The organism is Novipirellula aureliae (assembly GCF_007860185.1).
GTDB classification, from domain to species: Bacteria; Planctomycetota; Planctomycetia; order Pirellulales; family Pirellulaceae; genus Novipirellula_A; species Novipirellula_A aureliae.
The window spans coordinates 526982-541325 of the sequence record NZ_SJPY01000006.1 but is presented as its reverse complement, the minus strand read 5'-3'; the positions used below and the strand labels follow the sequence as shown (position 1 = coordinate 541325).

At 52.6% G+C, this 14344-nt stretch carries 7 protein-coding genes and 1 other RNA gene; 3 read left to right on the top strand and 5 right to left on the bottom strand.

Going from position 1 to position 14344, the window contains the following annotated elements:
* Positions 1 to 119: 119 nt before the first annotated feature.
* Both Q31b_RS19770 and rnpB read right to left on the bottom strand, forming a co-directional pair.
* Positions 120 to 1790 (bottom strand): DUF1549 domain-containing protein, encoded by a 1671-nt coding sequence (locus Q31b_RS19770; RefSeq protein ID WP_146601350.1) that lies wholly within the window; start codon positions 1788 to 1790, stop codon positions 120 to 122.
* Positions 1791 to 2163: 373 nt separating this feature from the next.
* Positions 2164 to 2597: RNase P RNA component class A (gene rnpB, locus Q31b_RS19765), an RNA gene on the bottom strand.
* A gap of 217 nt (positions 2598 to 2814) precedes the next feature.
* Between rnpB and Q31b_RS19760 the strand changes: the two genes are divergently transcribed.
* Positions 2815 to 4065, top strand: a complete 1251-nt coding sequence (locus Q31b_RS19760) for a tetratricopeptide repeat protein (RefSeq protein WP_231617710.1) — start codon at positions 2815 to 2817, stop codon at positions 4063 to 4065.
* A gap of 73 nt (positions 4066 to 4138) precedes the next feature.
* Here the strand turns inward: Q31b_RS19760 and Q31b_RS19755 are convergent, their stop codons facing one another.
* Together Q31b_RS19755 and Q31b_RS19750 are read right to left on the bottom strand one after the other, a co-directional pair.
* On the bottom strand, positions 4139 to 6958 hold the full coding sequence (locus Q31b_RS19755) for a hypothetical protein (protein ID WP_231617709.1): 2820 nt from the start codon (positions 6956 to 6958) through the stop codon (positions 4139 to 4141).
* A gap of 18 nt (positions 6959 to 6976) precedes the next feature.
* The gene (locus Q31b_RS19750; protein WP_146601349.1) at positions 6977 to 7216 is read right to left on the bottom strand and encodes a hypothetical protein; all 240 of its coding nucleotides are present in this window, start codon (positions 7214 to 7216) and stop codon (positions 6977 to 6979) included.
* 142 nt (positions 7217 to 7358) lie between these two features.
* Here Q31b_RS19750 and Q31b_RS19745 point away from each other — a divergent pair, with 142 nt between their 5' ends.
* Positions 7359 to 8816, top strand: a complete 1458-nt coding sequence (locus Q31b_RS19745) for a hypothetical protein (protein ID WP_146601348.1) — start codon at positions 7359 to 7361, stop codon at positions 8814 to 8816.
* 465 nt (positions 8817 to 9281) lie between these two features.
* The gene (locus Q31b_RS19740) at positions 9282 to 11471 is read left to right on the top strand and encodes a hypothetical protein (protein WP_146601347.1); all 2190 of its coding nucleotides are present in this window, start codon (positions 9282 to 9284) and stop codon (positions 11469 to 11471) included.
* 201 nt (positions 11472 to 11672) lie between these two features.
* Here Q31b_RS19740 and Q31b_RS29120 read toward each other — a convergent pair whose 3' ends face one another.
* Entirely contained in the window at positions 11673 to 12335 is a 663-nt protein-coding gene (locus Q31b_RS29120) for a hypothetical protein (protein WP_231617708.1), read from the bottom strand.
* Positions 12336 to 14344 lie beyond the last annotated feature (2009 nt).

Here is a 14344-nt window from a genome sequence, read left to right as displayed (position 1 = left end):
GACTCGAAAACCCAGCGTCCTAGTAGCCGAGTCTCTCCGAGACTCGAAAACCCAGCGTACAAGTAGCCGAGTCTCTCCGAGACTCGAAAACCCAGCGTCTCGGAGAGACGCTGCTACTATTAATGCTGCAGGATAAACTCATTGCTATTGAGTAGCGCCCACCACATGTCTTGTAACATTTCGAGTTCGTTGTTTTGCCGCGCAGCATACAACTTCGCAGCAACCGCTATCTCATTCCTAGTCGGACGCCGAGCTACCGCTGCCATGTACAAGGAAGTCAAACGATCTCGCGTCGTTTTGCCGTCTTTCTGGATTCGATCCAAAAAACTGCCCGGCTTGATACTGGTAGCTTGACGAGTCAAGTCACCGTTGAACAGCATCAATGCTTGCGGGATCGAACCATTAAACGTGGTCGCTTCATCGCCTTCATCGGTACCAAAGGCAACCACAAACTGCTTCAACCATTCACGTCGCTGCCGCTCTTGTTCTTCGTAACTACCCACTGCACCTGCGTCGGTTGCCGTCACCAGCGATTGGTACAATTGCTCGGCACTCATTTGACGCAAGTAGAAACGCGAAAACTTCGGCATTTCGCCAATCGACGGATCATCGATCTGGTTCGCTTTTCCGAGTACCGCCGCCAACTGATAAGGCTTACTCATCGTGATCCATGTCATCAGTTGCTTCAAATCATAGCTGCTATCACGGAACGCTTTGCCAAGCGAGTCTAACAGCGCCGGATGCGACGACGGATTATGCGGACCAAGATCATCGATTGGTTTGGTGAACCCAAAACCAAGAAAGTGAGACCATATTCGATTGACAATCATCTTGTCCAAAAATTCGCTCTCCATCATCAGATGTCCGAGTTCTTCACGCCGGTTCACATCGGCCAAATACCCACTTTTGGGAATTTCGGTTCCATCGGTGAACACGGGATAGGCAACGCGAGTCAATCCGTTTCGAAGTTCGTAGAAGATCAGTGCATCTTCGGGGTCGTTCGCTTCGCCTGCGAAATCTTGGTTTGCCAGTTCACCGTACGCGACATCGCGCGTTCCATCAACGAAACGTCTTAGACCACGCGTTTGCCGAAAGAACGAATTGAACTCCCAAAATTTCTGTTGTTTCCATTGGTTGAACGGATGATTGTGGCATTGGGTACATTGTACTTGTTGACCGAGAAAAATCCGCGACGTGCTGCTGGTCGCCAACACGGCGTCGTCGGCGTTGACCTTGTCGATTAAGAAATTGACGGCGCCATTAAAATCTTTGGTCCCCGGTTTGGTCGTGCCCGTCGCCGTAATCAACTCTCGGACCATCGTGTCGTACGGTTTCTCGAACGCGAAGGAATCACGCAAATATTTCTGCAGCCCGTCGCGATTGGTCATCTCCCGATTATCCATTCCTCCAGAACGACCAATGAGAATGTTCGTCCAAATTGTCCCCCAATGATTCGCATACTCTTCGGTATAGCGGTCATCGTACAGCAGCGTTTGAATCAATTTCGCGCGATTGTCTGTCCCGCGGATGGCGAGAAACTCGTTCAACTCTTCAAGCGTAGGGATGCGTCCAAGGATATCGAGATAAACGCGGCGGCACCAAACGGCGTCATTGGCAACCGGAGCAGGGCGAATTTCGTAATCGCTCCACCCCTGTTCAATCGCATCGTTGATCCGTTCGACTTGCGATTTGACCGTATCGTTGGCGTTCGAATTGGAAACGGCCAAAAATCCGAAGCAAGATAGCAGAAGGCAAGTGGTGAACAGCAATCGCAATCGATTGAAAACCATGTTGTTGGGTTCCTGCGAGTGAATGGAAAAGTGATTTCAGGCTCAAGCCCCTAGGCCGAGATGATGATATTGCGTTCGACGTATCGCTCTCGGAGGCTGTGATATTCTAGAAACCGGGCTCAATCCTCGTTTCTATCGTAGCGAAAGTCGCCAAGACTTTCGGCTATTGGTTTTCGGCTATTGGGCATCCTCTTGGCCGCGACCGAAACGCTTGGCGAGTTTCGCTACAAAACCGACAGCCCCTCCGACCTGCTAAACGCCTCGCTATCGGCAAGCGAGTGCGAGAATTTTTGCCCTTGCGCCCGCATACGGATATTGTACACATCATTCAAGGTGATAATAAGTCGCAGGCGAGAAGATTGTAAGAAAATGTGTCATGAGTGGGCTGGTAAGCCGGGTTCTGTAACGAATCACAAATGTTTTTCGCCGACGACCATTTATCTGTGCACGACGATTGCTCGCCGCCTCGATCGCGACCTACCCGAATGTCGATAAGCGTGCGGATCACACGCTGTAACGATCCAAGGACCGGTTCACTGCATTCTGTTTGGTCTAGCTCCGGATGGGGTTTACCAAGCCGATCGAGTCACCTCGACCGCTGGTGCGCTCTTACCGCACCGTTTCACCCTTACCGCCAACTGCCTCTCAAGGAGGCAATCGGTGGCGGTCTATTCTCTGTTGCACTTTCCCTAGCCTCGCGGCCGGTCGACGTTATCGACCATCCTATCCTTTGGAGCCCGGACTTTCCTCCAGTAACGACTGGCCTTTCGAAAAAGGCGTCGCACCAGCGATCGTCTTGCCCACTCATGACACCATGAATTCAAGATGACCGACAATGCACCAAGCGCCAAGGTTCATCACTCGCTTTTTATTTTGAATTGTGGATAATTGTTCCCGTTAAACCGTGTCACCTGTGGGACAGGCTGATTTGATCCAGTTCTCGCCAGGCCTCGTCCAATGCTATTCAACCAGCAGCGGCCCCGCTGGGCACGCCGTCAAACGAACTTTTAGGAATGATCCTGCTTTGTCCGATCCTCGCGGCGTTTCCTCAGTTGATGATTCACTTAGCGGTATTCGCATCTCGCTTCGGGGCCGGTTTGGATCGATGCCCCGCCGCGAGGCGGCTAACGTGCTTCGTTCGTTCGGTGCAATGATCGTTTCAAAAGCTGCCGATGCCAATCCACAACAGGTAGACTGGGTCGTGATCGGCGCCAACCAATCTCCTCTTTCCGAAGCCAACCTGTTGGACGAACCGACACGCGAGGCCATCGCAACGGGATCCTGCGAACTACTGCATGAAACGGAACTTTGGCAACGCCTTGGGTTGGTCGATTTAGAGCAATCGAGTCGTCGGTTCTACACCCCTGTCATGCTGGCCCACCTGCTAGGCGTTTCCGTTCGCGTCATTCGTCGCTGGCAACGTCTCGGATTAATCACGCCTGTCGAAATGCTACACCGATTGCCGTACTTCGATTTTGCGGAAGTCGCGACAGCCAAACGCTTGGCTCGTTGGATTGCAGAAGGTGAAAGCGAAACCGTGATCGAACAGCGGTTGGTCGAGTGGATAGAGCTGATGCCAAATATCCACCGCCCGCTCGATCAGCTGTCGATCCTGATCGAAGGCAAGCAGGTGCTGCTTCGAGGCGGCGAGGGATTGATTGAACCGGGAGGCCAATTGCGGTTTGATTTTGATGCGTTACAAGAACCGCCCATCGCTCCCCAAACAAGGGCTGACGACGGAGCCAGCGAAGAGCAGCCACGCCACGTCTTATCGATCGTCCGCGAGGTGGACGATTCGTTTCCTAGTTCGGGACGGGATTCCGCAACAGACGACCCACTGCTTCACGAGGCCTACCGAGCCGAAGACGAAGACGATCTACAGCGTGCCGTCGATTTTTACCACGCCATTCTCGCTCGAGATGGAGCGCGTGCCGATTTGTGTTTCCAAATCGGAGAGCTTCTGTACCGTATGAATGAACCGATCGCCGCTCGTGAACGCTACTACATGGCGATCGAACTCGATCCCGATTTGGTTGAAGCCAGAGCAAGCTTGGGGATCGTGCTGTCTGAAACCGGACAAAAGGATTTGGCAGTTGCTGCATTTCTTGGCGCTTTAAGTGTCTATCCCGAATACGGCGACGTTCACTACTATCTCGCTCGAACACTCGACGAACTCGACCAACCGGACGAGGCAACCGAACATTGGTCAAGATTCCTGCAACTCGTCCCTGATAGCCCCTGGGCGGAGGAAGCGAGAGCAAGACTGGGTGTATAGCGTAGGCCGGGTCAAATCGTTTTCTTTACAAACGACATGACCCGGCATCCACAGCTTACCACCTCGATGGTCGTCAATTGCTCCGCAGAAAACTCTCTGCCTCGAATCCGGCTTCATCGATCGGATCACCGTCAGCGAATTCCAGTGGCGGTGTCGCAAAGACAGGCTCCGGTGGCAGCGGGCGACGTGGCAAACAACAATCGCTACACGCTCCCGCCATCCCCGACTGCGACGTTCCAGATAGAGTCAGCAAGTATTCGGGATCAAGCTTACCGGGATCGATCCACAATCCTTCGGGGGTCAATTCCATCGTACCAAGATCCAGATCCAAACTTCGCCGCACCACTTCGTAGTTCACGAAGATATCGAGCAGCGTATTTTGGGCGCGAAGCAAGTCGTTGAGTGCACTAATTGCGTCACGAGCGGCGGTCGGCCCGTTGCTACGGTTGCGAGCTTCATTGATGGCGCGAATATCCGTATTGAGTTCAATTTGCGATGCAGCAATTCCCACCGCTTGTCGCCCCAATTCGAACGTCAATTGGTTCGCTTGCAATTGTCGGATTTCACTACGCAATTGCTGCCACACACTGTCTTCGAACGAATAGAGATCACGTTTGGCTTGTTCGTAGCCAATCAAAATCGCCCGGTAATTGTTCCGTTCGGTGAGCCGAGTGATCGGTGCATCCCATTGTAAGCCCATGCGAAGTTGGCCTGTCGACGACCGCAAATTCAGCGGATTGTTACCAACGTTCCGAACATCTCCGCTAAAGACGACATCGAGGTTGCTTTCCAGATCGTCTGCGACCACCTCGATCAATCGCCATTGGTTGACCAAATCCGCACGTGCATTTGCCCAATCGCGGCGGTTGACCCGAGCGATTTGCAGCGCGGTCGCGGGATCGATTTCCACTTCCGGCAGCAGGACACTCTCGACACGGGCCTTCGCTTGAACCAGTTGCAATGTCAACACATCGTCGGCCAGTTCCGACAACAAATCCTGAGAAGCCAAGATCACTTCATTGCGAATCACGCGTGCGATCTCTACCGGATCGTCTTCCTCGGGTCCCTCGCTAACGTAACGGTCGATGTCTGCTTCCAGCTTTTCAATCCGCTGTTGGTACAATGCCAATCGTTCGCCCAGCTCTTGATGGGTTGCCGTCAATTCATCCGATAGCGTTGCCAGTTCCTCGATATCGAAAAGCGACTCGTCGATATCGGATGTGTTGAGCAACGTGCCTATTTGGTCTTTTTGTTTTTGATAGTTGGCACGCAGTTTCTGGTTCTGAACCACACGCTGGTCGAGCGATTTCGTGAAGCGTTCGATGTCGGTCACAACCCGTGGCGAATCTTCTTCGATCAGCGTTGTATTGAATTCATCGAGAGGCTTGAGCGATTCCCGAAGTTTGGCCAGATTTTCTTTCAGAGATTCGGTCCACTGCAATTGAGAGACGGGCAAACCCGTTTCCTCATCGATCTCATATTTTCCTTCCTCAAGGATTGCGACGTTGATTTGCCCGACTTGGATTCGAACATCAGCCAATTGCTGGCGCCGACCGAGTAGGTCACGATCGATCAACTCGAAACGCTGCAAGATAGGGTCTTCCAATTTGACGCTAAGATAGGGCGGTAGACCGAGTTCACGCAGGAATTGGTCGACCGAACGTTCGTAACCAGCTTTCTGAGTAACCAGGTCGGTTTGCGATTGCAACAAACTCGACTTTGCTTGGGCAACTTGAAGCCGGTCGCTCAGAATCGTTGCCGGTCCCGTCTCGGCGCTCTCGGGCAATTTCGTCAGTTGTTCAATCAGGGTGTCTTCGAGAATCAGCAAGTTCTCGGCCTGCCGCGCGATATTTTCTTCAAGGTTGCGGATACGAAGCTGAGTTTGCAACAGCCCCAGAAAACCACTCGCCCCTCCGCCACTGGTCCCAAAGCCTTGTCCACTAATGCTAATCGATGGACCGTTCAAGCCGACCGTGCTTTCCAAACCTCGACCGGTCGTGATTCGCAAAAAGAAGCTGCGACGATAACGCTCGAACGCCCGCACATTCGCTAACAGGTTGCGTTCGGAAAGCGTGAGTTCTTCCAAAACCACATCGCGACCTGCACCGCGAAGGAGCGGCTGGATGAATGAAAAGTCGAGAAGGGTATTCACGTTCTGGGTATCGGGACCGCTCAATTGCCAAACAATGTTGTTGGCCAAACCGGCAACCAAGGTTGCTCCGGTCGCGAATCGACGATCCATTGATAAAGCATTGCTGCCGTCATCATAGGTGCCGACTTGGAATTCAGTACGGCTTTCGCCATCACCGAAACGACGACGACCACTGGCCGTTAAAAACGATTGGGCCCCACCATAAAACTGGGTATCGAAAACGAAACGTTCGTTGCTGACCTGCAATGCGGCCAAATACAACTCCTCGAGTTGCTCTTGATAATCGGGGGAATGCAGTAGCGCGATACGCACGGCATTTTCAGCATTCAGGACCAGAACACCGTTCTCATCGAGCGGCAAGAACTGCCACCAATCGGGACTTTCAACCGTATTGGTTACGCCAGCCGCTTCCCACATCGGGTATCCGCGGCGTCCATCCACGCATTGCATGTACTCGTAGGACGACGGGTCGTCGAGCGGCATCGGTTGAAAATCAAGGTCAAACGGGTTGAACATTCGGCTGCGGCGGTCGACGTCAATTCGCAGGGCTGTTTCGGGTGGTCGCGACAGATGGGACGCTTTTTCGTCGAGCAAATAATTGGCTTCGCAATCGGCTTGTTTGCGGTAGTATTGTCGATGGCATCCCGAAGAGACGCCGATCAACACCGCGACCAAAATTAGGCTCTGTCCGAAAACGGTATGGAACAGGAAACTCGATAAAGGGGGGGTGGGGTAGCTCACAGGAATCGTTATCAGTTTTTAGGCGGCTTCGCGGCAAAATGTGGCAGGAACATCCAGCTCCAGCACAAGACCGACTGCGGCGAGAAGCCACAGCCACGAAATTCGACAACCGCCGCGATAACCGATGTAGCGCGGATGGGTTGTCACGATTTGGAATCGGACTAACTCCTGGCGCGGCTTGACCGGATAACACGATTGCAACTGTTTTACCAAGTCGGTCTGTACCACATCGACCGATTGGCTCGACTTTGCGGGCATGTCGATAGAAACAATCTGCCCCCTTTATGCGATAGATCACGAGAAAAGCTTGACGGTGCATCTTACCCAACTTATTATCAGATGGACCTGCTTTGCGTCTCACTTTCTCCTTTGACTCCTCTGCGAATAGCCCTGAGCGATCATGCAATATGTCATTCTCGCATTTCTGATCATCTTTGTGATCGGGTTTTTCGTGGTTTTGTGGAAAGCGGCTCGTGATTGGCGATGGTATCACATCGTTTTCGCCCTGTTCGCAATGATTTTGGCAGTCACCTTTATCTTTCCGGTCGCCGTCGCTTTGAAGAGTCGTGCCGCGTGGCATTTAACGAAGGAAAAACTCGAAAAACGCGAGGAAAAGGCGGCAGAGGAACAGTACGCGATTAAGTTCGGCAGCGCGTCGGACCCGGAGTTGAGCCAAGGCTTGATGTCGCTGACGCAACAATTGTCCGAAGTGGCTGTGGAAACAGGACGAGTGTGGCGTTCGCTGAACATGCAGCAAAACGATCCAAATTCGATCGTGCTTACCAAACCACAAAACAACGAAGAAGTGCCCCCTGGGATGGAACCAAGCGAAGCCGAAGAAGCCGTCGCTACCGATCCTGTCCCACTTCTGCCACCCGATTTGGTGGTCTATGGGTTTGCTGAACAAACACTTCCCGATAGCCAAATTCGAGTTCCCACGTTTTATTTGGGAGAATTCCGGGTTAGCAGTAGTTCCCCTGAGCGTGCGACGCTTGTACCCACCATGCCGCTCGAACCATCGCAGATTCAAGCGATCGAAAGTGGACGACCGAAGAGTTGGTCCGTCTACGAATTGCTGCCACTCGATGGACACCAAATGTTTGTTGCCGAAGGCAGTGTGCCAAATGCGGACAACATCTTTGGTCGCGTCGATGAAGAACAAGTCAAAATGCTGTTTGGCGATCGAGTGCCACCGGAAACGCTGAATTCGTATTTGCGGGACGGCAGTAAATCGACGCAGGACGACCCTCCGCTAAGCCGCTGGACTTTGGTTGAATTTATAAAAAAACACAAAATTGAAGTCGATAGTACCGATTCTCGTGGTGCTCTTGACGGCGGTTACTTTGATGGCAGCGGCCGCGCCGTCGATAGCCGCTTGCAACGTGCCGAAGGGAACGATGTCGAATTTGAGGTCGGCGAACGTATCGTCGTCAGCGAAGATGCAGCGAAACTGTTGCTCGATGAGAACGTCGTGAAGCCAATCAGCTACCACTACCTTCGCCCATTGATCGATTATCGGTTTGGGCTGCGAAACATGCGACTGCGGCTGAATCAATTAGCCATCCGAAAACAGGAAGTTGAGTTCGAACAAAAAGTATTGGAAGAATCGATCCGTGCGACAGAGTCGATGCTGACTTCAAACCAAGTGATCAAAAGGAACTTGGAAGAAGACTTCACTCAAGTCGAGAAAGAGCGAATCGCGATCGACGAGTACCAAAAAAAGGTCAGCGAAGAACTCAAAGAGACTCGTGAAACGTTGGTGCGTCTCTACCGCAGCAACCAGACCCTCGAAAACGAGCTAACTCAAATTCATGAGCGGATCAAAAGCAACATCGATGCGATAACGGCTGCCTACTAACCCATCGGTCCCTGCAAAGCGTTGGAGACGAGGCTGTGGGACCGAGCATCAAGTTGGTCGATTTGCCTTTTCTCTGCCCAATGCGGTTGCTTTCGATTGGAGCTTGCTGTGCCTTCTCCTCCTTGCCACTAGCCTCACAACTCTTCTAACTGCCCCGACCGGATCAGCAACAGGGAATCGTTAAGGTTTTCCTGGTCCGTAGACTAGCCGCTTCCGCTAAAGTCGTCGATATGATTCGTGTTGCGAATTTGATCTTGGTCGTCTTGAACTCGACCACCCATTGTTATTCTTCGATCAAGTCGCAGTACCTACCCATTATCACCGAGTCTTTGAGAAATCGATTTGGATATCGATGCTTCTTAGCACTCCGTCGCCCCTGCTTGCGACGAACCATACGGCCAATCGCTTAGGTCACACATTGTCGAATACGAAGCGAAACGCCGCCCAAAATCATGAGGATTTATTATGAACGTTCAAATTAGAAAAAGACTACGTCGCTTCGCCCTGAGCTGTATCGTTACCGGTGCAGTCGCACTGAGTCCACTCGTTGGATCCGCCTCCAACGATCGTTATGATCGCGATGCCCAGCTCTTTGCTGCCATCAAAGCCATTGATGCCATCAAACCCGAAACCGGATTCGAACAATGGAAAGAGTGGAAGGCCTATCTGGCTGAATTCGTCGACCGGCAAATGAAAGAACTGACGGATCCCAATGCAATAAACGAATTGATCGAAGAGTTTGCTGAGAACGAAGCAGCCGCCGCCAATGAGGTTGCTGTCAATGAGGTTGCCGTCGATGAGGTCGCTGTCGATGAGGTTGCCGTCGATGAAGTCGTGGTCGATCAGGTTGCCGTCGATGAGGTTGCGGTCGATGAGGTTGCCGTCGATGAGGTCGTGGTCGATGAGGTCGTGGTCGATGAGGTCGTGGTCGATGAGGTCGTGGTCGATGAGGTTGCCGTCGATGAGGTCGTGGTCGATGAGGCCACGGTCGATGAGGTCGTGGTCGATCAGGTTGCCGTCGATGAGGTTGCCGTCGATGAAGTCGTGGTCGATCAGGTTGCCGTCGATGAGGTTGCTGTCGATGAGGCCACGGTCAATGAGGCCACGGTCAATGAGGTCGTGGTCGATGAAGTCGTGGTCGATCAGGTTGCGGTCGATGAGGTTGCCGTCGATGAGGTCGCTGTCAATGAGGTCGTGGTCGATGAGGTTGCGGTCGATGAGGTCGCTGTCGATGAGGTTGCCCAACAGAACGCCGCTGACGAATCGGACGACGCTGAGTATTACTCTTACGAGTACTATGACGATGAGTACGATGGCGAATTCGCTGACTATCATGGAATCGCCGACGAAGCGATGCCTGAAGCCGATAGCTGGGAGGAAGAATTTTCTGACGACTGGGATACCGATGATTGGTATGCCGAGCAGCGTCTAGCGGAGGAAAGCACGGATCTATCGGAAATGGCCCAACCCAAAACGGACCGATCGGTAGCTGCGACGTCAGAGACGGTCCTATCGGATATGGGCGACCGATGCTTGTTCGATCACGATGGCAACTACTCGTACTCGTGGTTTGAACCCAAGACGAAGAATGAATTCAACATGATTGCTCAAAGCGAAGAGCCCAAAGAGGACACCTCCAAACCTGCCGCTTCGAACCTGAAGAATTCGACCCCGGCTAACACCTCTTTGTTCGTAGTAGCTCAATCGATTTGTCAACGTGTCGGTGTGTCGGTTCAACAGATAACGGAACCGTTCGCGATGGTGACGCCCACCGCACAAAGCACGCTCTCACAAATCGCTGAGCTGCAGCAGCAGGCGGTCGCGGTTGCAACGCAACTAGCAGCCGAAGACGCTCGAGTGGCCGCCGCTGAAGAAGCGGCCAATAAAGAAGCGGCCAATAAAGTAGCGGCCAATAAAGTAGCGGCCCGTAAAGCAGCGGCCCGTAAAGTAGCGGCCCGTAAAGCAGCCGCTCGCGTCGAGATCGCCCGCAACCACCGTAGCGAGCTGGACTCGCTCGCTGCGGAACGAGTTGATGCCTACCGTCATCTCGGTCAAAGCGTGCTCACGGCTGAAGCGGCACCCGAACCAGAGCCAATCGTCAAACAAGAGCTGGCGTCAGTCGGTTGTTCGGCAATGATCGTCACCCTGGATGACCCCTACCTGCCATACGATCTAGCTTCCAATGACGTCCCCGTCTGGGATTTCTCCGTCATCGCCACGGAACCCTACGACATCGGTGATCGGCAAAACCACGTCGAAATCGACGAGCTTCCCAATGACGAGTTTCGGCATGACGAGCTTGTATCGACCGATCCTGAAGTCGCCCGTGACGATGTGCTACTCGTTGCCGAACAAGAGGTTGCCGAGCAAGAGGTTGTGCAGGAGAACGAGGAGGAACGGTTTGAAGCCAACAAGGCACTCGCGAGTCTTTCCGCCCGCATCGTTTCGATGCGTGAAAGCACATTGCCACTCTTGCAACAATGGTCAGCAGCAACGCTGCGTACCAACCTTGCTTTGATCGAAGGGGTCACCAAGCAAGCCGTCGACCAAGCCATCGACAAGATCGGAAAAGTTTGGCCCAAGAACATTGAAGAACCAATGAACGAAGCCGAGCTTCAAGTGGCCGAATTGCCAACCGAAACGGATGCACGATAGCTGGCTCGTCCCAACTCGATGTTCTCAAATGGACGAGGACTCAAGGCCTCGTCCAAGACACCCCTAGCCCAGATTATTCATGGGCCGTTTTGGCGATAGCGGCCTGCTGATTTAATCGGTTTGACTCGACTGATTGTTTAACGCCAAGCCGTAGGCGACCGCTTATGGAAAAGCTGACGCCTTCGGCTAAGCGTTAAACGATTAAATCGACAGCCCGCTAACGCCAAAACGGCTAATACGCAGACTGTTTTTCAAGCAATGAACGTAACGCTTGAAGGCGTAGACGTTAGCAAAACAATTTCCAAGCCCATGAATCATCCGGGATAGCGGGTTCTCAGGAGCACACATCCAACCTTGGCCACAACAGATCGCCTCGCGTGCCAGGCTCTCAGGGGTCCCCGCTGCTCGCTTGAAAACCCGACCAAACTTCTTAACAATCTCACACCATCCATGTGTGTCCAAACCAATGCGACTCAAAATTGGGGCCAAGTGGTCAGAGATTTTGCCAATCTTTGCACGGTGCAATTGACGGCCAGTCCAGTCCAATAATTCCAGATAGCGGCCCATCGAAACGGCCAAGAACCCCTTGCTGCTGGCCCGGCGACCAAACGCGTCGACGCACGGGCCAACCGGATCGTTCTTCTCATCAATCTCAATCGGACTCATCCAGCCGCTCTTGCGGCGACGACGACTACGTTCCCACTCATGAGTGCTTGGTCGACTGCGATCTTGCCGCTCGGCTAAATCATCAAGCCGATCTCTCGCTCCCGTGTAGTCGCTCGTTTCAGTTGTCTCGGCCATCGCTGCTCGGATTGGATTCAGGTCGACATACGCAGCACAGGCAAGCAGGCTCGCTTCATCCAAAAGAACTTGCAGCTTGAATCTTCCTTCCCAGAACCGTCCCGTACACGGGTCCTCGCGGTTTGCCCGTCGTGCAATATTTTCCGCCGTACATCAGAACAATATGCATGTGTGTGCTCAGTACGGTATACGTAAGACAATCGATACCAAAAATGCTAGCAAGAAATTCCAATCGATCACGAATCCATCCTCTGCGGTGTTTGAAGGACTGGCCCGAAAAGCGATCCTGGCCACAAAGGTATGCCCGCCTAACACAACGCTGGATTAGGTGAAACACTTGGACTTCCGCTGGATCAGCGACTTCATAGCGAGGTTTTCGAGGCATTTTGCCCTCCTTGGTTTAAAATCCCATGCTGTGTTGGGAACACTAATCGACCCTAATCACCACGAATCCGGCAGGCTCGTTCAGCATTTGATTCGCGACAATTAGCGCCATTGGCGGGCAAACTTTTGGGCGAGCGCGAAGAAAGTGTTTTGCCCGCTAATCACGCGAATGGGCGCCAATGAAAAACGGCAACCTTTCGGTTACCCGTCAATATTGCCTCCCTCCGGTGCAAGCGATAGAGTCAAAAGAACGTGACGGGCGGTCGCACATCGCGATTGTTCTTCGGACGCTTCTGAATCCCGAGCCTGAACCCAATTCCTCTCAAATTTTCATTATTCGTGATGATTAGTGTTCCTAAAACCCCATGCTGTGTTGGGAACACTAATCGACCCTAATCACCACGAATCCGGCAGGCTCGTTCAGCATTTGATTCGCGACAATTAGCGCCATTGGCGGGCAAACTTTTGGGCGAGCGCAAAGAAAGTGTTTTACCCGCTAATCACGCGAATGGGCGCCAATGAATAACGGCAACCTTTCGGTTACCCGTCAATATGGCCTCCCTCCGGTGCAAGCGATAGAGTCAAAAGAACGTGACGGGCGGTCGCACATCGCGATTGTTCTTCGGACGCTTCTGAATCCCGAGCCTGAACCCAATTCCTCTCCAAGTTTCATTATTCGTGATGATGAGTGTTCCTAAAACCCCATGCTGTGTTGGGAACACTAATCGACCCTAATCACCACGAATCCAGCAGGCTCGTTCAGCATTTGATTTGCGACAATTAGCGCCATTGGCGGGCAAACTTTTGGGCGAACGCGAAGGACGTGTTTTGCCCGCTAATGACGCGAATGGGCGCCAATGAAAAACGGCAACCTTTCGGTTACCGTGTCAATATTGCCTCCCTCCGGTGCAAGCGATAGAGTCAAAAGAACGTGACGGGCGGTCGCACATCGCGAATGTCCTTCGAACGCTTCTGAATCCCGAGCCTGAACCCAATTCCTCTCCAATTTTCATTATTCGTGATGATTAGTGTTCCTAAAATCCCATGCTGTGTTGGGAACACTAATCGACCCTAATCACCACGAATCCGGCAGGCTCGTTCAGCATTTGATTCGCGACAATTAGCGCCATTGGCGGGCAAACTTTTGGGCGAGCGCGAAGGAAGTGTTTTGCCCGCTAATGACGCGAATGGGCGCCAATGAATAACGGCAACCTTTCGGTTACCCGTCAATATTGCTTCCCTCCGGTGCAAGCGATAGAGTCAAAAGAACGTGACGGGCGGTCGCACATCGCGATTGTCCTTCGGACGCTTCTGAATCCCGAGCCTGAACCCAATTCCTCTCCAATTTTCATTATTCGTGATGATGAGTGCAGATTAGTGTTCCTAAAATCCCATACTGTGTTGGGAACACTAATCGACTCTAATCACCACGAATCCAGCAGGCTCGTTCAGCATTTGATTTGCGACAATTAGCGCCATTGGCGGGCAAACTTTTGGGCGAACGCGAAGGACGTGTTTTGCCCGCTAATGACGCGAATGGGCGCCAATGAAAAACGGCAACCTTTCGGTTACCGTGTCAATATTGCCTCCCTCCGGTGCAAGCGATAGAGTCAAAAGAACGTGACGGGCGGTCGCACATCGCGAATGTCCTTCGGACTCTTCTGAATCCCGAGCCTGAACCCAATTCC